The sequence below is a fragment of the Nocardia sp. CA-136227 genome (genome assembly GCF_050955695.1).
Taxonomy (GTDB): domain Bacteria; phylum Actinomycetota; class Actinomycetes; order Mycobacteriales; family Mycobacteriaceae; genus Nocardia.
In genome coordinates, this window is the sequence record NZ_CP192081.1 from 2,013,922 (window position 1) to 2,035,663 (window position 21,742).

16 protein-coding genes are annotated in these 21,742 nt (G+C 69.6%); 11 read left to right on the plus strand and 5 right to left on the minus strand.

Annotated elements, in window-relative coordinates; genetic code table 11:
- Positions 1 to 38 precede the first annotated feature (38 nt).
- The 3 genes from lepA to ACQP06_RS08970 all read left to right on the plus strand — a co-directional run bounded on the left by lepA (position 39) and on the right by ACQP06_RS08970 (position 6,334).
- On the plus strand, positions 39 to 1,886 hold the full coding sequence (gene lepA, locus ACQP06_RS08960) for a translation elongation factor 4 (protein ID WP_433671798.1): 1,848 nt from the start codon (positions 39 to 41) through the stop codon (positions 1,884 to 1,886).
- 411 nt (positions 1,887 to 2,297) lie between these two features.
- On the plus strand, positions 2,298 to 4,523 hold the full coding sequence (locus ACQP06_RS08965; RefSeq protein ID WP_433671799.1) for a hypothetical protein: 2,226 nt from the start codon (positions 2,298 to 2,300) through the stop codon (positions 4,521 to 4,523).
- Complete coding sequence (locus tag ACQP06_RS08970; protein WP_433671800.1) at positions 4,520 to 6,334, plus strand: hypothetical protein; 1,815 nt, start codon at positions 4,520 to 4,522, stop codon at positions 6,332 to 6,334. Before ACQP06_RS08965 ends, ACQP06_RS08970 begins: the two co-directional genes overlap by 4 nt.
- A 48-nt stretch (positions 6,335 to 6,382) precedes the next feature.
- Here the strand turns inward: ACQP06_RS08970 and ACQP06_RS08975 are convergent, their stop codons facing one another.
- Positions 6,383 to 8,386: a glycoside hydrolase family 15 protein gene (locus tag ACQP06_RS08975; RefSeq protein WP_433671801.1), complete on the minus strand. Its 2,004-nt coding sequence runs from the start codon at positions 8,384 to 8,386 to the stop codon at positions 6,383 to 6,385.
- Between the two features lie 66 nt (positions 8,387 to 8,452).
- On the opposite strand from ACQP06_RS08975, the gene ACQP06_RS08980 reads away from it, so the two are divergent.
- Positions 8,453 to 8,689, plus strand: coding sequence for a hypothetical protein (locus ACQP06_RS08980; protein ID WP_357089983.1), 237 nt, complete (start codon positions 8,453 to 8,455; stop codon positions 8,687 to 8,689).
- A 128-nt stretch (positions 8,690 to 8,817) separates the two neighbouring features.
- Positions 8,818 to 9,069: a hypothetical protein gene (locus ACQP06_RS08985; RefSeq protein ID WP_433671802.1), complete on the plus strand. Its 252-nt coding sequence runs from the start codon at positions 8,818 to 8,820 to the stop codon at positions 9,067 to 9,069.
- A gap of 66 nt (positions 9,070 to 9,135) precedes the next feature.
- On the opposite strand, the gene ACQP06_RS08990 is transcribed toward ACQP06_RS08985, so the two are convergent.
- Entirely contained in the window at positions 9,136 to 10,185 is a 1,050-nt protein-coding gene (locus ACQP06_RS08990; RefSeq protein WP_433671803.1) for a M48 family metallopeptidase, read from the minus strand.
- A 127-nt stretch (positions 10,186 to 10,312) separates the two neighbouring features.
- Between ACQP06_RS08990 and ACQP06_RS08995 the strand changes: the two genes are divergently transcribed.
- The 6 genes from ACQP06_RS08995 to ACQP06_RS09020 all read left to right on the plus strand — a co-directional run bounded on the left by ACQP06_RS08995 (position 10,313) and on the right by ACQP06_RS09020 (position 16,098).
- Complete coding sequence (locus tag ACQP06_RS08995) at positions 10,313 to 10,402, plus strand: Ms4533A family Cys-rich leader peptide (protein WP_357096386.1); 90 nt, start codon at positions 10,313 to 10,315, stop codon at positions 10,400 to 10,402.
- A gap of 193 nt (positions 10,403 to 10,595) precedes the next feature.
- A complete protein-coding gene (locus tag ACQP06_RS09000; RefSeq protein ID WP_433671804.1) occupies positions 10,596 to 11,633 on the plus strand; it encodes a sulfate ABC transporter substrate-binding protein in 1,038 nt (345 codons plus the stop codon).
- A gap of 35 nt (positions 11,634 to 11,668) precedes the next feature.
- Positions 11,669 to 12,568 (plus strand): sulfate ABC transporter permease subunit CysT, encoded by a 900-nt coding sequence (cysT, locus tag ACQP06_RS09005; protein ID WP_433671805.1) that lies wholly within the window; start codon positions 11,669 to 11,671, stop codon positions 12,566 to 12,568.
- Positions 12,569 to 13,378, plus strand: a complete 810-nt coding sequence (gene cysW, locus ACQP06_RS09010) for a sulfate ABC transporter permease subunit CysW (RefSeq protein ID WP_357096380.1) — start codon at positions 12,569 to 12,571, stop codon at positions 13,376 to 13,378. It abuts the gene before it with no gap.
- Complete coding sequence (locus tag ACQP06_RS09015; RefSeq protein ID WP_433671806.1) at positions 13,375 to 14,370, plus strand: sulfate/molybdate ABC transporter ATP-binding protein; 996 nt, start codon at positions 13,375 to 13,377, stop codon at positions 14,368 to 14,370. The genes cysW and ACQP06_RS09015 overlap by 4 nt, the downstream gene beginning before the upstream one ends.
- A gap of 153 nt (positions 14,371 to 14,523) precedes the next feature.
- Positions 14,524 to 16,098, plus strand: a complete 1,575-nt coding sequence (locus ACQP06_RS09020) for a flavin-containing monooxygenase (RefSeq protein WP_433671807.1) — start codon at positions 14,524 to 14,526, stop codon at positions 16,096 to 16,098.
- Between the two features lie 10 nt (positions 16,099 to 16,108).
- Here ACQP06_RS09020 and ACQP06_RS09025 read toward each other — a convergent pair whose 3' ends face one another.
- The 3 genes from ACQP06_RS09025 to ACQP06_RS09035 form a co-directional block, all read right to left on the minus strand.
- Entirely contained in the window at positions 16,109 to 19,369 is a 3,261-nt protein-coding gene (locus ACQP06_RS09025; RefSeq protein WP_433671808.1) for a carboxyl transferase domain-containing protein, read from the minus strand.
- Positions 19,370 to 19,451: 82 nt separating this feature from the next.
- A complete protein-coding gene (locus ACQP06_RS09030; RefSeq protein ID WP_433671809.1) occupies positions 19,452 to 20,015 on the minus strand; it encodes a putative glycolipid-binding domain-containing protein in 564 nt (187 codons plus the stop codon).
- 604 nt (positions 20,016 to 20,619) lie between these two features.
- The gene (locus tag ACQP06_RS09035) at positions 20,620 to 21,723 is read right to left on the minus strand and encodes a CobW family GTP-binding protein (RefSeq protein WP_433671810.1); all 1,104 of its coding nucleotides are present in this window, start codon (positions 21,721 to 21,723) and stop codon (positions 20,620 to 20,622) included.
- Between the last annotated feature and the right edge of the window lie 19 nt (positions 21,724 to 21,742).

The window sequence follows — 21,742 nt, forward strand, 5'->3', positions numbered from 1 at the left end:
TTGCCGGTTGACATGCCGCTGTTTCGCCATGCCGAGGAGTGACTCCGATTAGCAGCTTCGCCGACAAGACGTTCACCGATCCCAGCCGGATCAGGAACTTCTGCATCATCGCGCACATCGACCACGGGAAATCGACCCTGGCCGACCGGATGCTGCAACTCACCGGTGTGGTCGAGGAGCGCGCCATGCGCGCCCAGTACCTGGACCGCATGGATATCGAGCGGGAACGCGGCATCACGATCAAGGCGCAGAACGTGCGGCTGCCGTGGAAGGTCGACGGCGAGGACTACGTCATCCACCTGATCGATACCCCCGGCCACGTCGACTTCACCTACGAGGTGTCCCGTGCGCTGGAAGCCTGTGAAGGCGCGGTACTGCTGGTCGACGCGGCACAGGGCATCGAGGCGCAGACGCTGGCCAACCTGTACCTGGCGCTCGAGAAGGACCTGACCATCATTCCGGTCCTGAACAAGATCGACCTTCCGGCCGCGGACCCCGACCGCTATGCCGCCGAGATCGCCCACATCGTGGGTTGCGATCCCAACGACGTGCTGCGGGTCTCCGGCAAGACCGGTGTCGGCGTGGCGGAACTGCTGAACAAGGTGATCGCGGAGATCCCCGCACCGGTCGGCGACCCGGACGCGCCCGCCCGCGCGCTCATCTTCGACTCGGTCTACGACACCTACCGTGGCGTCGTCACCTATGTGCGTGTGGTCGACGGCAAGCTGACCCCGCGTCAGAAGATCAAGATGATGTCCACCGGCGCGCAGCACGAACTGCTCGAGATCGGCATCGTCTCACCGGAACCCAAGCCCACGCAGGGACTGGGCGTCGGCGAGGTCGGTTACCTGATCACCGGCGTGAAGGACGTGCGGCAGTCGAAGGTCGGTGACACCGTCACCACCGCCCGCGACGGAGCGACCGAGGCGCTGGCCGGATATCAGGAACCGCGGCCGATGGTGTACTCCGGCCTGTACCCGGTCGACGGCTCCGACTACCCGGTCCTGCGCGACGCACTCGACAAACTGCAGCTCAATGATGCCGCGCTCACCTACTCGCCGGAAACCTCGGTGGCGCTGGGCTTCGGTTTCCGCTGCGGCTTCCTCGGTCTGCTGCACATGGAGATCACCCGCGAGCGGCTCGAGCGCGAGTTCGGGCTCGACCTGATCTCCACCGCGCCCAACGTCATCTACCGCGTGGTCATGGAGGACGGCTCCGAACAGATCGTCACCAACCCGTCGGTCTGGCCCGAGGGCAAGCTGCGCGAGACCCACGAGCCGATGACCAAGTGCACCGTGATCGCGCCCAGCGAGTTCATCGGCACCATCATGGAACTGTGCCAGGCGCGGCGCGGCGAACTGCTCGGCATGGACTACCTGTCCGAGACCCGCGTGGAACTGCGCTACACGCTGCCCATGGCGGAGATCATCTTCGACTTCTTCGACTCGCTGAAGTCGCGCACCCGCGGCTACGCCTCACTCGACTACGAGGAGGTCGGCGAACAGCAGTCCGACCTGGTCAAGGTGGACATCCTGCTGCAGGGTGAGGCTGTGGACGCGTTCTCGGCCATCCTGCACCGCGACGCCGCGCAGGCGTACGGGCACAAGATGACCACCAAGCTGCGCGAGCTCATCCCGCGCCAGCAGTTCGAGGTGCCGATCCAGGCGGCCATCGGTTCGAAGATCATTGCGCGCGAGAACATCCGGGCGATCCGCAAGGACGTGCTCGCCAAGTGCTACGGCGGTGACATCAGCCGTAAGCGCAAGCTGCTCGAGAAGCAGAAGGAAGGCAAGAAGCGCATGAAGACCATCGGTCGCGTGGAGGTGCCGCAGGAAGCCTTCGTGGCGGCGCTGTCGACCGACTCGGCCACGGACAAGAAGAAGTAGCCGACGCTCCGGGCTTCTGTGCCCCGCTCCCTGTGGGAGCGGGGCACAGTACTAGGGGGAGTGGGTTGGTGTTCGGTCCCGTGCCCGGCTGTCGGAGAATCCGGGCACGGTAATGCCCTCGGAGAACGGGGGCACAGTAATTGGGGGCCGCGGGTGGCGACATCTGCCGTCACCGGGGGGATAGGGTGGGGAAACTTCCGGTCAGCCGGTCAAGCGCAAGGTTCGGTATGCAGGCCCAAAATGGGGCTTCCGTCCGGATTCACAGGGTGACAAGCTGTGTGGCACACCGTTGAGCGCACCATCCCCTACCTGGCGGATGTGACAGACCGGTTATCCGGAAATAGGGTGTGAAACGAGTTTGGTCCGGTGGCCCGCGTACGGCGCCGCCGGAGCCCTGAGAGCGGAGCCAGCATGACACGTGATCTGCCCTTCGACGATGCTTCCGGCGCCGATGAGAACGACGGTGACGCCGCCTATCGCATTGCCAACGGTGTCGCGCGCGTGGCTCGGGGCGGTGCCTACGTGACCGGCGGCGCGCTCATCGCGGCCGGCGGCAGCCGCGGCGGATCGCCCGCGATCAACCACGACAGCAAGAACGTCGGCTGGTCGCAGGCCGAGGACCCGCAGCCGAACGTGCCCAGCCCGACCATCACCTTCCCGGACCTGACCGCCGACTCGCTGCCGCAGCACCACGGTCCCGTGGTCGCGCCCGTCAACGGCGTCTTCGGGCCGCTCGGTGAATACCACGGCACCGACGCCGGACTGTTCCCCTCGCTCGACGCCATCCCGTCCACCGAGCCCTCGCACGCCGGCTTCCACGGCATGGGTCTGCCCGACACCGACACCGGCGCGTCCATGACCGCTTTCCCGACCTACGGGCCGCGCCCGGGCTGGGGTCTGCCGATGGAGAGCGAGCAGCCGACGGAATCGGAACCGGCGCAAGAGAATCCGCAGCTGCCGTCGCTCGACCAGTCGCACCTGCCGGGCCTGCCGGGCTTCGCGTCCGGCCTGCCCGGTTTCGGGCTGCCCGGATCCGACGGCATGCACCTGCCCGGCATGGGCGCGACCGGCCTGGTGCCCGACCATCAGCCCGGCCTGGCCGACCACTCCGGCGCGTTCGACGGCATCGGCGCGGGCGCCGGTCAGGGCGGCGGCGTCTTCCTGGGCACCGACTGGGCCTTCGACGCCCACGTCGGCCTCGACGGCGTGTGGTTCCACTCCAATCTGAAGGCCGATCTGGGTGTCGGCGCGGTCGGCAACCAGCTCGACGCCTACAACCAGCAACTGGGACAGGGGATTTCGCACATTCCGGCGAACACCACCCTGCCCAACAATGGCGCGCCCGCCACCCCGGGTACGTCGACGCCGCAGTCCGCGCAGCCCGCCGACAAGTCCGGCGCCACGACCGCCGCCGGCGTGAACGGTGTTCCGGGACACGGTGTCTCGGAACCGTCGTCCGCCGGCGCCCCCGGTTCGGGTGTGCCGGGATCGACGTCGCCGGCCGGTGCGCCGCTGGCGGCCCCGGCCGCGCCCGCCGCGGCGGCTCCCGCGCCGGGTCTGACGCCCGCCGCGCCGGTGGCCCCCGCGCCGTCGAACCCGATCGCGCTCACCACGATCGCGCCCGCCCCGGCCGTGCAGCCGATGCCGCCCGCGCCCGCCCCGGTGCCGCCGGTCGCCGCCTCGCCCGCCTCGCCCGTGTCGGTCGCGCCGGTGACGGTGCAGCCGGTCGCGGTGACGCCGTTGCAGACCACCATCCAGCCCGACGTCGCCAACCAGCCGATCGCGAATCTGCTGTCCACGCACGGCGGTCCGTCGCCGCTGACCGCGCCCGCGGCCGTCGCGCCCGCCCTGTTCGACCACGGCCGCACGCCGACGCTGGCCAGCGGCGACTCGTCCGCGCCCGGCCACCAGCCGACCACCCTGGCGACCAAGCCGGTCCCCGCGGCCACCCCGGCCCCGACCGCGCCGCACGCCACCCCGCCGACCAAGGTCGACCACGGCCCCACGCTCACCGTGCCGCCGATCCCGACCAAGATCCCGGGTCTGGACGACCTGACCAAGGGCCTGGACACGCCGTCGACCATCAAGCCGGTGACCCCGCCGGTGAACACCGGTGACACCGACCTCCCCACCAAGCCGCACTCGCCGTCCGACGACAACACCGGGACCCGTCCCACCGTGCCGACGGTCACCGTGCCCGACGACCCGACCCCGCATCAGCCGACCGTGACCGTCGCGCCGCGCCCGACCGTGCCGACCGTGCCGACCCAGCCGTCGGTCCCGGATCACGGTGGCCAGCCCAGTGTTTCGGTCGCCCCCGTGCCGACCGTCGCGCCCGCGCCGACGATGCCGTCGCCGATCACCACCGCGCCGCACGTCGACCCGCCGACCCAGGTGAAGCCGATCGCGGACCAGTACACCCCGGTCGTGCACGCGCAGCCGGTCTCCGCCGTTATCCCGGTGCATGATTCGGTCCTGCCGGTTCAGGACGCGCCGCTCGGCGTGCATGATTCGGTGCTGGCCGTGCACGACGGAGGTCTGCTGGTGCACGACGCCGGTCTGTTCTCCGGCCTCGGCGACGCCGGGTACGCGGACCTCGCGGCGCAGGGTCCGGGCGATCACATGCTGCTCCTGTGAGCGCACCGGGTCATCAGGTAGCGGTGAAGAATACCGATGCGCTGGGTCCGCTGGTCGAGCTGCTCGACCGGCTGCTCGAACTGACCCATGCCTCCGGCCGGCTCGATCTGACCGGCCGGCTGGGCATCGCCCGTGCCCGCCTGACCGATCCGCGGGTGCGGCTGGTCGTGGTGGGCGAATCCCGGTCCGGGATGAGCACTTTGGTGAACAGCCTGGTCGGGGCCGCGGTGAGCGCCACCGACGGGCAGGCCAGCGTCCCGGTAATCGCCGAGTACGGTCCGCAGGCCGCGGCCACGCTGGTGAAGGCGGGAGCGGGCGGCGCCGCCCAGCGCACCGCCGTCGACCCGCAGTCGGCGCTGGCGGAGCTGGGGTCGGGCGAGGTCATCCGGGCCGAGTTCACCCAGCCCAGCCCGCTGCTCGCGGAGGGCTTCGTGGTGCTGGACGCGCCCGGCTCACCCGAGGACTCCCCGGCCACCTGGTCGCTGATCGCGGCCGCGGACGCGGTGCTGTACGTGGCCGACGCGCGCGCCCCGTTCACCCCGGCGCAGATCGAGCAGTTGGAGCGCATCCAGCAGGTGTGCCCGACGGTCGTCTGCGTGCTCAACAAGATCGACCAGTATCCGCAGTGGCCGCAGGTGCAGCAGCATGACCGGCAGCTGCTCGACGACGCCGGGCTGGCCTTCGCGGTCGCCCCCGCCTCGGCGCGGCTGCACGCGCACGCCACCGCCAACGGCGACCACCGGCTGGACCTGGAATCCGGTGTGCCGCAACTGCTCGACCATCTGCGCGCCCACGTGCTGGGCCGCGCGGACGCCGTCGCCGTGGCGGCCGCGGTCCGCGATATCGGGCTCATCACCGACCACCTGTCGCTGGCGCTGCGCAGCGAGGCCGAGACGCTGCGCGACCCGCGCCGTCTGACCGTGATCACCGAGCAGCTGCGCCGCACCCGCGAGGAGGCCGAACAGCTCCGCCAGCGCACCGCCAACTGGCAGGTCACCCTGGCCGACGGCGCGGGCGAGCTGATGGCCGACACCGAACACGATCTGCGGCACCGGCTGCGCAGCCTGATCCGCGACGCCGACGCCGACATCATGAAGGGCGATCCGGTCCGGGGCTGGAACGACTTCGGCGCGGATCTCGACGCCAAGATCTGCGAGGCGGTGGAGGAGAACTTCGTCATCGCCCACTACCGCTCGGTGGAGCTGGCCGAACAGGTGGCCGCCAAGTTCCCCGAGAGCGGCATCCCCACCCCGGATCTCAAGCTGGACAACCCCGGCGACGTCGGCGCGGTGCTGGAACCCGTTGCGGCACTGGACAAGCTGGACAGCGCCAAACTCGGTATCACCGCCCAGGTGCTGACCGCGTTGCGCGGCTCCTACGGCGGCCTGCTCATGGTCGGTCTGATCACCAGCCTGCTGCACATGTCGCTGGTGAACTGGTACTCCGGCGGCGCGGCCATCCTGCTGGGCCTCAATGCCCTGTGGGACGACCGCAAGGCCCGCCGCGCCCGCCGCCAGGCCGAGGCCAAGGTGGCGGTCGCCCGGCTCATGGACGATGTGATCTTCCAGGTGAGCAAGGAGTCCCGCTACCGGCTGCGTTCGGTGCAGCGCAGCCTGCGCGACCATTTCACCGAGATCGCCACCTCGACCCTGCGCTCGGTGGACGCCTCGCTGCGCGCCGCCGAGGAGGCCGCCACGGTGGGATCCGGCGCGGGCCGGGAGGCCCGGCTCACCGAGATCGAGCGATCGCTGGTGCGGCTGCGCGATATTCGCGAGACCGCCGACGGGATCGGCGAAAGGTCTTCGTACTGAGCGACATCGGCCGCGGGAGCGGCCGATGTCGTTTTCGCGGAAGCTTTCTCAGCGTCCCGGGTGCGCCGGGTGGAACTGGCCGGTGTGCCGGGACTCCTCGGCCCGGATCACGTGCATGACGGCGTTGATCAGCGCCAGGTGGGTGAACGCCTGCGGGAAGTTCCCCAGGTGCCGCCCGGTGCGCGAGTCGATCTCCTCGGCGTACAGCTTGAGCGGGCTGGCGTAGCCGAGCAGCCGCTCGCACAGCTGCCGGGCCCGTTGCAGCTCACCGATTTCCACCAGCGCCGACACCAGCCAGAACGAGCAGATGGTGAACGAGCCCTCCTCGCCGGACAGCCCGTCGTCGGTGGTCTCGGTGCGGTAGCGCAGCACCAGGCCGTTCTCGGTGAGATCGTCGGCGATGGCGAGCACGGTGGCCCGCACCCGGTGATCATCGGGCGGCAGGAAGCGGTTCAGCACCACCAGCAGCAGCGAGGCGTCGAGGGTGTCGCTGCCGTAGCTCTGAGTGAACACGCCCTGGGCGTTGACGCCGTTGTCGAGGATGTCGGCCCGGATCTCGTCGGCGATGTCGTGCCACTTCTTGGCGTAGTCCATTTCCCCGTGCAGCTCGGCCAGTTTCGCGCCGCGGTCCAGCGCCACCCAGCACATCACCTTCGACGAGGTGAAGTGCTGCGGTTCGCCGCGCACCTCCCAGATGCCGCGGTCCGGATCGCGCCAGTTCTCGATCGCGGCCTGTACCTGCCGTTCGAGCATGGGCCACAACGTCTCCGGCACCTGCTGGCGCGACTTCACGTGCAGGTAGACCGAATCCAGGATGGTGCCCCAGATGTCGTGCTGTTCCTGGTTGTAGGCGCCGTTGCCGACGCGCACCGGGCGAGCGCCGTCGTAGCCGGACAGGTGGGGGAGTTCGGATTCGGTGATCCGGCGTTCCCCGCCGATGCCGTAGAGCACCTGCAGCGACACCGGTTTCCCGTTGTCGTCGGTGGTGACGTCGTGCAGGAAGGCGAAGAAGTCGTCGGCCTCGCGGTCCAGACCCAGGGTGTAGAGGCCCCACAGCGCGAAGGTGGAGTCGCGCACCCAGGTGTAGCGATAGTCCCAATTGCGTTCGCCACCAGGGGTTTCCGGTAGCGAGGTGGTGGCCGCCGCCAGCAGCGCCCCGGTGGGTGCGTAAGTGAGGCCCTTCAAAGTCAGTGCGCTGCGCTGCAGGTAGCCGCGCCACGGGTGATCGGGGAAGCGGCCCAGGGTGATCCACTGCCGCCAGCATTCGGTGGTCTGCCACATCTTCTCCGCCGCCTCGGCGAAGTTCTGCGGCGGCGGCAGGTCCGACCAGGACAGCGCCACGAAGACCTCGTCGCCCTCCTTCATCCGGGTGCGGGCGCGCGCCTCCCGGCCCTCCAGGCCCAGGCGCAGATCGGTGGTCAGGGTGAGGCCGGGCGCGCCCTCGATCTCGCAGGTGGCCTGCGCCTGCTCGTAGACCGTGCCGCTGTAGGCCCAATTGGCCGGGCCGCGATGGTAGTCGAAGGCGGGCTCGCAGCTCATCTCCAGCTCCACCACGCCGTTCACGCATTTCACGGTGCGCAGCAGCATGTGCTCGGCGTCCCAGTCCATGGGGGTGCGGCGATGGCTGCGGCTGCGGGACCGATTGTTGTGCCACGGTCCCAGCACCAGCGCGTCGCGCACGATGAGCCAGCCGGTCTCGGTCTGCCAGGTGGTCTCGACGATCAGGCCGCCGGGCAGATAGCGGCGCGCGGCCGGCACATTGCGGCCATAGGGGCCGATCCGGAAATGCCCGGCGCTGCGGTCCAGCATGGCCCCGAAGACGCTGGGGGAGTCCGGGCGCGGTACGCACATCCACTCCACCGCGCCGTTGCGGGCGATGAGGCAGTTGGTCTCGCAATCGGACAGGAAGGCGTAGTCGTCGATGGGCGGGAACACGGAGTGGTGCATGCTGCCCACCGCTGAGGGCAGGTAGGCGTCGGACGGGGATGGGTCCGTCGTGGCCAGCGGGTCCCGCGGGGTTTCGAGCGACTCGGGTTCGTCGTACGACTCCATGACATCAATGATCGTTCCGAACAGCCCGAATCGTCCACCGCGACGTTCGCGGCCTAGGCTGGGGTCGTGCATGCGATCGCAGGATGGTGGGACGGCGTGGAACTGTGGGTGGCCGGGCTGCCCTTCGTTCCCCAGTTCGCGGTGGTGCTGGCCGCCATGGTGCCGGTCTGCCTGGGCATCGCCTACCTGCTCGACCGAATCCTGCGCCTGGTGCTGCACGTGCTCGGCCGCGACCGGATCGCCGCCCGCGAGGCCACCGTGACCACCGCGCAGCCGCGCCGCATCCGGAAGGAAGCCGCCTGACATGCCGCGCTCCCGTGTCCAGCTCGCCCTGATCGCACTACTTGTTCTCGTAGTCGTCGCCTGGTTGTTCACTCGCTGAGCGAGTTTCGGTACCGCTTCGGCGAACTCTGGGCGTACTGTGCTGACCCATGTCGACTACCGATGAAGGTCTGGACCTCGTGCTGTCCGAAGAGGACTTCGAAGACGAGCCCCGTCTGATCGCCACCCACTACGCCGGTCCCGAAGAGGCCCTCGAGATGGTCAGGGCCGCCCAGCTGCTGGGTCTGGGCGTGCGCCTGAGCAACCGCATCCGCCCCGACGAGGAGGATGCCGAATCCGCCACCGAGGAGTGGATCCTCGACATCCTCGAGACCCCGCCGGTGGTCGAGGGCGACGAGTAGCCCACCCGGGCACTCCCGAGCGAGAGCAGGGGTCCGGGGCCGATGGCCCCGGACCCCTTTCTCATCTCATTCGTCGCTGTCGCCGCGGAGCCGCTTGCCGAGCTTCGACAGCGTCTCGCCGACTTCCTGTCCCACCGTGCTGACCGTGGCCCCGACATCGCGGCCCAGATTGCGCACGGTGCGGATCAGCGGGTCCTCCGACTGGTCGAAGCTCTCCTTGTACGACCGCGCCGCGTGCTTGATCTCCTCGCTGATCCGCGCGTCCTTGTCCTGCTCCCGGCGCGGGTACTGCCCGTCCAGCACCCGGTTGTACTCACCGCTGGCGATCCAGCGCCGCAGTTCCGCGGCCCGCAGCACCGAGAACGGGTGGCTGGCCAGTTCCAGGTTCAGCAGTTTGAGCACGCCGTCGCGCAGGTCGCCCGCGCGGTCGTAGTCGTCGGCCTGGGTGAGGAACGCCGCGTGGCTCATCTCGTCCACCCGGGAGCCGCCCGCGAGCTTCATGTGCACCCGCACCGACGCCTCCACGTCCTGTCCGACCAGCAGTCCGGCCCGGTCCCCGGACAGCTCGGACTTGCGGCTCCACTCCATCAGCGCGGCCACGATGGCCCGAACCGCCCAGCCGCCCACCGGCATCCAGCCGATGCCGTCGGCGATCCGCATGAGGTGCATGAGCATGGTCCGGTAGACCGCGTGCCCGGACAGCGCGTGCCCGAGCTCGTGGCCGACCACGAATCGCAGCTCCTCGTGGTCGAGCAGATCCAGCAGGCCGGTGGTCACCACGATGAACGGCCGGTCCATGCCGATCGTGAAGGCATTGACCTCGGGCTGCTGCAGCACGAACATCTCCGGGGTGCGCTGCGCGTCGAGGATCTTGACCGCGTCCGCGCGCAGCTGGTGGAGGTTCTTGAACTGCCGCTCGTCGACCCGCACCGCGGTCGCCAGGTACATGAGCCGGTGCTGCCGCTCCTGCAGCAGACCCGAGAGGGTGCGCAGCAGCGTGTCGAAGCCGCTCAGCTGCCGGAGGCCGACCAGCGCGGTGCGGTCGGCCGGATGCTCCCAGGCGCGAGTGGAGATGCCCGGGAAGTCCCGGCGGATACGTGCGGGCGCTGTCGTCATGGAATGTCCCCCGTTGGAAAGTCGCAGTCTCGATACAGTCTGCCGTGCTCGACCAGGGTTGTGCTCGAGACGATTTCAAACCGCCGGAGATTAGCGGCCTGACGTGCACCTCTGCTAAAGTCGCCCCGTGCTGTCGAGCGTTGTTCCCCAGGTCCGCCATGAATTGGCGTTGATCGCTGTGGGTTGCCTCGCGGTCGCTGACATTCACTGTCGCTGATCGCCGATCGGGCACTGCTGCACGTCTGAGTAGACTTGGCGCGCGCATTTTTCGCAGTTCGTGTTCGTCTCCCCGGCGGCCTTCGGGCCGGAGCGCCACCGTCGCGTATTCCTTCCCCGTGACGGGTCTACGGCAAACGTTCATTCCCGCCGGTCGAGGTCCCTCCGGCGGGTAGCCCGAAAGGTCCACGCCGATGTCCCGCAATATTCGTCTCTCTCGCCGATCTACCTTCGCCGTCGCGCTCACCGCGGTCGCGGCCACCGTGCTCACCGCCTGCAGCGGCGGCGCGGCCGACACCAAGGACGAGGGTGCGGCGGCCGGTGGCGGCGGCAACATCAACCTGTTCGCGTACTCGGTCGCGAAGGCCGCCTACGACAAGGTGATCCCGGTCTACAACAAGACCGACGCCGGCAAGGGCACCCAGTTCCAGGCCTCCTACGGTCCCTCGGGCGACCAGTCCCGCAAGGTGAAGGACGGCGCCGAGGCCGACGTGGTGAGCTTCTCGGTCGAGCCCGACATCACCCGCCTGGTGGATTCCGGTCAGGTGGACGCGGGCTGGAACGCCGACGCCAACAAGGGCGTCCCGTTCGGTTCGGTCGTGGTGATCGCGGTCCGCAAGGGCAACCCCAAGGGCATCAAGAACTGGGACGACCTGCTCAAGCCGGGCATCGAGGTGGTGACCCCCAACCCGTTCAGCTCGGGCGCGGCCAAGTGGAACCTGCTGGCCCCCTACGCCGCCAAGGGCGAGGGCGGCAAGAACGCCCAGGCCGGTCTGGACTACCTGACCCAGCTGCTGGGCCACGTGCACGTGCAGCCCAAGTCGGGTCGCGAGGCCACCGACACCTTCCTGCAGGGCACCGGCGACGTGCTGCTCAGCTACGAGAACGAGGCCATCTTCTCCGAGACCAAGGGTGACCCGATCGAGCACGTCGTGCCCGACACCACCTTCCGGATCGACAACCCGGTCGCGGTGCTGAAGAACTCCAAGAACCTGAAGAACGCCATCGCCTTCCGCGACTTCCTCTACACCAAGGACGCGCAGAAGGCCTTCGCCGAGGCGGGCTTCCGTCCGGTCGACCCGCAGGTGCGTTCGGACAACGCCAAGACCTTCCCGACCCCGCAGAAGCTGTACACCATCGACGACCTCGGCGGCTGGAAGACCGTGGACAAGGAGCTGTTCACTCCGAACAGCGGCTCGGTGGCCCAGATCTACGACAAGGCCACCAAGTAGCCGGGTGACCTGCGACACAAGCGATACTCGACACTGTGAGTGACAGCAGCTCGAACGCCGGGACCGAGAGCGGTCCCGGCGTTTCGGTAGACGACAAACCCCGCCCGACGGCGGGTAGGGGCCGGATCCGGTCCTGGTTCCGGGTGACCGGGTCGGTGGGCCCGCTCGGCATCGGCACCTCGGTGCTGTGGCTCAGCATCATCGTGCTGCTGCCGCTGGCGGCGCTGACCGCCAAGTCCCTGGAGAACGGCTGGTCCGGTTTCTGGGACGCGGTGACCGCGCCCGCGGCCCTGGACGCGCTGAAGGTGACGGTCCTGGTGTCCGTCATCGTCACGTTGATCAACGTGGTGATGGGCACCCTGATCGCCTGGGTGCTGGTGCGCGACGAATTCCCGGGCAAGGGGTTCGTGAACGCCCTCATCGACCTGCCGTTCGCACTGCCCACCATCGTGGCCAGCATCGTGCTGCTGGCCCTGTACGGCCCGCAGTCGCCGTTCGACATCCACCTCAATGCCACCCAGCCCGGTCTGGTGGTGGCGCTGGCCTTCGTGACGCTGCCGTTCGTGGTGCGCGCGGTGCAGCCGGTGCTGATCGAGGCGGACAAGGACGTGGAGCAGGCGGCCGCGTCGCTGGGCGCGGACAACTGGACCACCTTCCGCACCATCATCCTGCCGACGCTGGCCCCGGCCATCGTGAGCGGTTCGGGCCTGGCCTTCGCCCGCGCGATCGGCGAGTACGGCTCGGTGGTGCTGATCGGCGGCGGCATTCCGAAGAAGACCCAGATGGCCTCGCAGTACATCCAGCAGCAGATCGAGGTGGACCGGCCGGTGAACGCCGCCGCGGTCTCGGTGGTGCTGCTGGCGATCTCGCTGGCCACGCTGTTCGCGCTGCGGGTCACCTCCGAGCGCCTGGCGCGCCGGGAACAGGAGTCGTAGATGAAACTCGGTTTCTGGACGCGGATCTCGTTGCGCACGGTGGCGCTGGCGTACATCTTCGTGCTGCTGCTGGTGCCGCTGGGCATCATCCTGATGCGCACCTTCGAGCGCGGCATCGGCGCGTTCTTCGACTCGATCTCCACGCCCGCGGCGGTCTCGGCGTTCAACCTCACCATGCAGATCGTGGCGATCACGGTGCCGGTGAATGTGATCTTCGGTGTGATCGTGGCGCTCGCCCTGGTGCGTGGCCGATTCCCCGGCCGCAATCTGCTGCAGGGCGTGGTGGATCTGCCGATGGCGACGTCGCCGGTGGTGGTGGGTGTCTCGCTGATCCTGCTGTGGGGCGCCCACGGCTGGTTCGGCGGGCTGGACAGCCACGGTCTGAAGATCATCTTCAATCTGCCGGGCATGGTCATCGCCACCATCTTCGTGACGCTGCCGTTCGTGGTGCGCGAGGTGGAGCCGGTGCTGCACGAGATCGGCGATGATCAGGAGCAGGCGGCCGCCACCCTGGGCGCGTCGGGCTGGCAGACGTTCTGGCGCATCACCCTTCCGGCGATCCGCTGGGGCCTGACCTACGGCATCGTGCTCACCGTGGCCCGCGCGCTCGGCGAGTTCGGCGCGGTGATCATGGTGTCCACCGGCCTGCCCGGAAAGTCACAGACCCTCACCCTGCTGGTGAACGGGCGCTACGTGAACGATCACAACACCTTCGGCGCGTACTGCGCGGCGACCCTGCTCATGGGCATCGCCCTCGTTGTCCTTCTGCTCATGACCCTCCTAGAACGCAAGCGGGGCACTGCCAAATGATCACCGTGACCAACGCGAACAAGCGCTACGGCACGTTCGCCGCTCTCGACGACGTCAGCCTCGACATCCCCTCGGGCGAGCTGACCGCGCTGCTGGGCCCGTCCGGTTCGGGCAAGTCCACGCTGTTGCGCTCGATCGCGGGACTGGAGACCCTCGACAAGGGCATCGTCACCATCGCCGGGCGGGACGTCACCAATGTGCAGCCGCAGAAGCGCGACATCGGCTTCGTGTTCCAGCATTACGCGGCGTTCAAGCACATGACCGTGCGTGACAATGTGGCCTTCGGGCTCAAGATCCGCAAGCGGCCCAAGGGCGAGATCAAGAAGAAGGTCGACGAGCTGCTCGAGATCGTCGGTCTGGACGGCTTCCAGCACCGGTATCCGGCGCAGCTGTCCGGTGGTCAGCGTCAGCGCATGGCCCTGGCCCGCGCGCTCGCGGTGGACCCGCAGGTGCTGCTGCTGGACGAGCCGTTCGGCGCGCTCGACGCGAAAGTCCGTGCGGACCTGCGCACCTGGCTGCGCCGGCTGCACGAGGAGGTGCACGTCACCACCGTCCTGGTCACCCATGACCAGGAGGAGGCCCTGGACGTGGCCGACCGGATCGCGGTCATGAACAAGGGCCGCATCGAGCAGGTCGGCAGCCCGGAGGACGTGTACGACCGGCCCGCCAACGAGTTCGTCATGTCGTTCCTGGGCGCGGTGGCCAAGCTGAACGGGCATATGGTGCGGCCGCACGACATTCGCGTCGGCCGGGACCCGAGCATGGCGCTGGCCGCGCACGAGGGCACCGCGGATTCCTCCGGCGTCACCCGCGCGACGGTGGAGCGCGTGGTCCGGCTGGGCTTCGAGGTGCGTGTGGAGCTGCGCAACGCGGCCACCGGTGATCTGTTCACCGCGCAGGTCACCCGTGGTGACGCGGAGGCGCTGCACTTGGCAGAGGGCGAGACCGTGTACGCCCGGGCCACCCGGATCCCGGAGCTCCCGGTCTCGTAAGTTCATCCGGTATAAGCGATTTCGGCGAGAAGTCGCGACACGCCCAACTCGTCAAAAACATGGCGAGTCGCTCTGACGACGGTCCGCCGCGCCGCAGGCTGCCGTAGCCTGTGGCGCGGCTGTGCCTGTTCGTTCCAGAGGGGATACGCGGACGTGACGAGTGCGGGTGACGTACGGGTCGGGGTCATCGGGGCCGGTATCGCGGGCTTGGTGACGGCGAAGGTGTTGCGCGACGACGGCTTCGAGGTCGTCGTCTTCGACAAGGAGACCGCCGCGGGCGGGGTGTGGATCGAGTCGCGCACCTATCCGGGGTTGCGCACCAACAACTCCCGGGCCACCTACGCGTACTCCGACCATCCCTACCCGGAATCGGCCGATGTATTCCCCACCGCCGGGCAGGTGCGCGACTACCTGGCCTCGTACGTGGAACGCTTCGGCCTGTACCGCTACCTACGCCTGGGCACGGAAGTCATCCGGGTATCCGAGGCGGGCAAGGGATTCGAGGTCGAGGTGGTCGGGCCCGACGGGGTCGAGACGCTGGCGTTCGATTTCGTGGTGGTGTGCGCCGGAACCTTCTCCGAACCGAACATTCCAGATATTCAGGACAGCAACCTCTTTCGCGGTGTGATCGCCCACTCCAGTCAGGCCCTGGAACCCACCGCGTTCGCGGGCCGCCGCGTGGTGGTCGTGGGCGCGGGCAAATCCGCGCTCGACTGCGCCGCCTGGGCCGCCGAACGAGCCCGCGACTGCACCCTGGTGTTCCGTAAGCCCTATCCGATGCTGCCGCGGTTCATCGGCGGACAGCCGTCGGACCAGCTGTACCTCAATCGATTCTCCGAGTCGTTCTTCCGCTACCACCGGCTCAACCGGGTGGAGGGGCTGCTGCACGGCCCGGGCAGACCGCTGACCGAGCTGGTCTGGCGGTACCTGAAACTCCTGATGCGACTCGCGCTGCGGATGCCGCGGATCATGGTGCCCGAGCCGCCGCTGCCCGGCGGCATCGAACACGGCGGCGTCAGCGAGGAGTTCTACCGGGAGGCCCGGCGGGGCCGGATCCGATTGCGGCGCGGCCACATCGCGCGCTGCGCCGGCGAAACCGAACTCACCCTCGACACCGGGGAACGGCTGACCGCGGACCTGGTGGTGTTCGCCACCGGCTGGCGGCAGTCGCTGCCGTTCCTGGACCGCGAGCTACGCACCGACGTCCTCTCCGACGGTCGATTCCTGCTGTACCGGCACATTCTGCCGCCGGAGCATCCGCGCCTCGGGTTCATCGGGTACGGGTCCTCCACCGCCTGCCAGCTCACCGCGGAGGTCTCCGCGCACTGGCTGTCCCAGCACTTCCTCGGCGAGCTGGAGCTGCCGCCCGCCGCCGAGATGCACCGGGAGATCGACCGGGTCGGCGCCTGGCTGGGAGAGGTCATGCCCGCGCGGCCGGAAGGCTATTACGTCGGGCCCTACCTCTCCCACCACATCGATGATCTGATGGGCGATATGCGACTGCCCGTGCGGCGCACCGACAATTTCGTGTCCGAGTACTTCGACACCTTCCTGCCGGGCCGCTACGCCGACCTCACCGAGGAACGCCTGCGGGCGCGCGAGGCGCGGCGCACCAGGTTCCGGCTCCGCCGTCCGCGCTATGTCAGCGCGGGCCAGTCGCTCGGTGGCGTCGCCGCGCTCTCGGTCGGGTACGCCTGCCTGCGGCGCTGGCGCGGGGGAGCCGCGTAAGCGCGGGTGCTCAGCGCAATGTCCGCAGCCACCGCCGCGTGTCGGCGGGGTCGATGACATCGTCGAGTTCGAGAACCGTTGCGGCGGTGAGGGCCTTGCCCGCGTCGTAGGCGGCGTTGACCAGGGCGTCGAACGCGGCCTGCCGCTGGTCCGGGTCCTCGATGGCGGCCAGTTCCTTGGCGAAGCCCAGCCGGACCGCGCCCTCCAGGCCCATCCCGCCGATCTCGCCGGTGGGCCAGGCGATCACGAAGCGCGGCGCACGGAACGAGCCCGCCGCCATGGCCTGCGCGCCCAGCCCGTAACCCTTGCGCAGGATCACGGTGCCGAACGGGACGTCCAATGCGGCGGCGTCGATGAACAGGCGGCTGAACTTTGTGACGGTGGCGTGCTCCTCCGCCTCGGGGCCGACCATGAAACCCGGTGTGTCGCACAGCGAGACGATGGGCAGGCCGTGCGCGCCGCACAGTCGCAGGAACGCCGAGAGCTTGTCGGCGGCCGGGGCGTCGATGGCCCCGCCCAGGTGGTGGCAGTCATTGGCGATGAGCCCGAACGGGCGGCCCTCCACCCGGACCAGGGCGGTCACGATGCCCACGCCCCAGTCCCGGCGCAGTTCCAGCACCGAGCCGACGTCCACCACCGAGGCGATGGCGGCGCGAATATCGAAGGCGCGCAGCCGGTTCTCCGGCACCACGTGCCGGGCCGGCCGTGGGTCCGGGGCCTCCCACTCGGCCTGCGCGCCCTGGAAATACGAGAGGTAGCGGCGGGCGACATCCACCGCCTCGGCCTCGTCGGCAGCCACCACGTGCACCACGCCATTGCGCCGCTGCACCTCCACCGGCCCGATGTCCTCGGGCGCGTACACGCCCAGCCCGCCGCCCTCGATCATGGCCGGGCCGCCCATGCCGATATTGGCGTCGGGCGTGGCGATCACGACATCGCACATGCCCAGCAGCGCGGCATTGCCCGCGAAGCAGCGCCCCGACACGATGCCGATCAGCGGCACCTGCCCCGACAGCGCGCCCATGGCCCGGAACGTGGTGACGTCCAGCCCCGAGATGCCGCCGTGGTCGGTGTCGCCGGGCCGCCCGCCGCCGCCCTCGGTGAAGAACACCACCGGAAGCCGTTGCTCCCGAGCCAGTTCCAGCATGCGGTCGGTCTTGACGTGATTGCGCATGCCCTGGGTGCCCGCGAGCACGGTGTAGTCGTAGGACATGACCAGGGCGCGGGCGCGATCGTGGCCGAACCGGTCGGCATTGATCGTGGCGACGCCCGCGATCAAGCCGTCGGCGGGGGTATTGGCGATCAGATCCTCGAGCCCGCGCCGACTGCGCTGCGCGGCCACCGCCAGCGCCCCGTACTCGACGAAGCTGTCCGCGTCGACCAGATCGGTGATGTTCTCCCGCGCCGTGCGCCGCCCCAGCCGATGCCGCTTCGCGACGGCGGTCTCCCGCCGGGCATCCAAGGTGGTCTGGTGGCGATCCAGCACCTCGGCCAGGTCGGCCCGGATCGAATCCAGATCCACCACGGTCGATTCCGCGGCCGGACCGTCGTGATCCGCCGCCACCCACATCACCAGCACCGCATGCGGATCCACCACCTCGCCGGCCGCGACAGCGTGCCGCAACACCCGCAGCGGCTCGGTCGCCCGCAACACGTGCTGCATCTTCATGGCCTCCAGCACCGCGACCTCGGCCCCGGCGGCCAGGACCGCGCCCGGCTCGGCCAGCGACACCACGGTCGCACCCATCGGCGACCGCAACGCCTGCTCACCGTCGGCCGGCTCGAACCCGGCGGCGGCAGCGCGATCAGCCGAGCAGTGCGCCGCGCCGTTCTCGGCGGCGTCCACCGATCCAGCGGTGATCGCATCCTCGAAAGTCTCGGCGCGCGAGCGCAAGTCGTCGAGTCGCCGCTCGAACCACTCCGTGGTGACACCCACGCCGCTGTCCGCGTCGATCGGTGTGCTCAGGTCGTGCAGCTCGGCGAGCACGGCGCGCAGCAGGTGGAGGTTGGTGTCGACGCCGCCGATCGCGGTCTCCGCGAGCGCGTCCGCGCAGCGGCGCAGGGCGGCCGGGTGGGTCGGGGCGTGGGCGATGATCTTCGCGAGAAGTGAGTCGAAGTGCACGCTGTGGCGCATTCCGACCTGGGCGGCGGTGTCCACACGGACGCCGAGGCCGGTCGGGGCGTCGAAGCGGCTGATCACGCCGGTGCTGGGCAGCACCGATCCGTCCGCCGCGAGCAGTTCGGCGTTGACGCGCGCCTGTACGGCGTAGCCGCGGGGCTCGTTCTTGGGCAGCTCGAGTTCGGCCAGGGTCCGGCCCTGCGCCAGATCCAGTTGCAGGGCGACCAGATCCACGCCGGTGACGGCCTCGGTCACGGTGTGCTCGACCTGGAGGCGCGGATTCACCTCGAGGAACCACACTTTCGCGTCGCCCTCGCTCGCGCCGGGCTCGACCAGGAATTCGACGGTGATGACGCCACGGCACCCCACCGCCTCGGCGATGCGGATCGCGTCCCGGTGCAGCCGATCGCGCAGCGCCCCGGGCAGATCCGGGGCCGGTGCGATCTCGATCAGCTTCTGGCGGTGCCGCTGGACGCTGCAATCACGGTCGCCCAGTGTGGTGGCCGCGATCCCGTCCGCGACCACCTGCACCTCGATGTGGCGGGCGCGGGTGACGAGCGCCTCGGCGTACACCCGGTCGTCGCCGAATCCGGCGCGCGCCTCGGCCCGGCAGCGGTCGATGGTCTCGGCCAGGCGGGACGGGTCGGTGACGGGGCGCATGCCGCGTCCACCGCCGCCCGCCGCGGCCTTCACCATGATGCCGTCGGGGTGGTCGGCCAGCAGGGCCGCGATCTCGGCGGACTCGGCTCCCGCCCGGGTGGCGGGGAGCACGGTCAGTCCGGCGCGTTCGGCGGCCGCGCGGGCCGCGACCTTGTCCCCGAAGATTCGCAGCACCTCGGGGGAGGGGCCGACGAAGGTGAGGCCGGCCGCGGCGCAGGCGGCCGCGAATTCGGCGCTCTCGCTGAGGAAGCCGTATCCGGGGTGGACCAGCGCGCCGGGCCCGCAGGCCGCGGCCGCGCGCACCACCGAGCCGATGTCCAGGTATCCGGCCGCGCCGGTGCCCGGCAGCACCAGCGCCCGGTCGGCGAGTCGCACCGCGAGACTCGCGCTGTCCTCGGCGGTGTGCAGCACCTCCGTCGGGTATCCGAGTTCCCGCGCCGTCCGCACCACTCGGACCGCGACCTCACCACGATTCGCCACCACAACTCGCACGCCGCCAGGCTAGGGCACCGTCGCGTCTCCGCGGCGAAAACGAGCCTCCTCGCTTGTTTCTGCGCGAAGTTACCGAGCCCGGTTACTCAACCCGCGCCCCGATACCCGGATAGTCCGAGATCAGGCCGTCCGCGTCGTAGGTCAACCGGCAGGCGAAGTCCAGGTCGGGTGCGGTGTAGGCGACGTGCCGCGCGCCGACGCGGCAGTAGGTCTGCTCCAGGCGCGCCACCGACAGGTCCGCGGCCCGGACGTACGCCGCGGGCACGGAGACCGGGTGATCGCCGAGCGGTCGCAGCCGGTGCACCGGAAAGGCATTGGTCATGGCCGAGGACTCCAGGTCCAGATCCAGGCAGCCGTTCAGGTGCGGTGCGGGCGTGCCGTCGACGGTCCACCGGCCGAACCCGTCGGCCTCCAGTTCCACCACCCGGACGCCGTGCGCGCCGCGCCCGGTGATCCGGGCCGACCGGGTCACCCACGAGGCGTCCAGCAGCACAACGTAATCGATGATCCAGGACGCGCCGTCCTCGGTGGCGGTGGTGGTGCCGCGGATCAGCAGCCCGCGTTCGTCCTCGGCGAAGAACGCGACCTCGAATCCGGTCCGTGCACCGCGATGCCGCCACGAGGCCACTGCCGGGAACTCGTTCACTCGGCCAGTCAATCACGGCGGCGTCCCGCGGTGGGGATATGTTCGGGGCATGCATTGGGATCAGATGACGGCCACGCCGGGCGCGTTGCGGACCGCCGCCGCGCGGTTGCGCCGCGGTGTCGGGCAGTTGGAGATTCTGGCGGCCATCATCGAGGCGGCGGACGGGCCGTGGCTGGGGGCCATGGACTCCGACGGCCGCGGCACCGCCGAACTGCGCATGCACCTCGCGGGCAAGTACCGGTTCACCGCGGTGGTGACCAGCGCGGGCAAGCTGTCCCTGGCGGAGATGAACTCGCCAGGACGCGGTAAGAAGGCGGAGCTGGTGCTGTCCACCAAGGCGGCCCAGCGCAAGGGGTGGGACGATCCCAAGGACGCGCCCAGGCCGCAGGAGTGGGTGGAGTTCGCGGTCGACTGGGTGCGCGCCGCGAGCGCCGCGGTCGGGCGGCGGGACGTGGTGCAGTGGCTGCTCAAGGGCGCCGATCAGCGGCTCGCGGCCATGAACGACAGTGTCGAGACCATGCGGGCGGCGCTGGCCGAACGCGAGTCGATGCGCGACGAGCTGGCCGCCGAGGTGGCCGAGCTGCGCGCCGAACTCGAGGCCGAATCAGCCCTCGCCGACAAGCGCCTGGTCATCGGCGACGTAGCGCCAGACCGGGAGCAGGGCGTGGTCGTCGAGGGGATCGGCGGCGGCGTGGACGGCGCCGCGCAGCCGGTCGGTGACGGCGTCGGCGTCGAGGCCGGCGCCGATCAGGACCAGATTGCTGACCCGGGGCTCGTGGCGGGCCCAGGCGGTGGGCTCGAGGGTGATGTGGCGGCCGACCATGTGCAGCACGAACTTTCGCGGATCGTCGGGGACGGCGAACGCGAGCACGCCCTTGGCGCGGAACAGGCCTGACGGCGGATCCTCCAGCAGCGCAATGAGTTCGCGTGGGTTGAGGTCGGTGTCGGAGGTGAAGGAGACGCTGTCGTAGCCGTCGTGCAGATGCCGGTGGTCGTGCGAGCAGCCGTCGTGGCAGTGGTCGCCGTGACCCGGATCGTCCGCGCCGGGCGTGTCGTCGCCGTGCAGTAGTTCGTCGAAGCTGAGCTGTTCGCCGATGCGCGAGGCGCGGGGCGCGTGGGTGGGCAGGTCGAACAGCAGGCCGGGGTCGATGCGCCCGTGGCTGGTCGGGTACACCGGCACCTGCCCGACCACCTCGGTGATCTCGGCGCGCAGCCGCTCCAGCGCGGCCGCCTCGACCCGATCGGACTTGTTCAGCACCACCAGATCCGCCATCCGCAGGTGCGTGGTGAGTTCGGGATGCTGATCGCGGCTGGCGGGGAAGTGCTCGGCGTCGACGACCTCGACCAGCCCGCCGTAGCGGATCCGCGGATTGTCGCTGTTCACGACCATGCGGATCAGGTTGCGCGGTTCGGCCAGCCCGCTGGCCTCCACCACGATGACGTCGATCTTCTGCTTGGGATGCGCCAGCCGGTCGAACAGCTCGTCCAGTTCGCTGACGTCGACCGCGCAGCACACGCACCCGTTGCCCAGCGACACCATGGCGTCGACCTGCCCGGCCACCAACATGGCGTCGATGTTCACCGCGCCGAAGTCGTTGACCACTACCCCGATCCGCGCGTTGCGGGTCCGCAACAGCCGGTTGAGCAGCGTCGTCTTGCCGGCACCGAGGAACCCGGCCACGATCAGGACTGGTATGCGCCGACTCACGGCGACCACCCTACCGAGG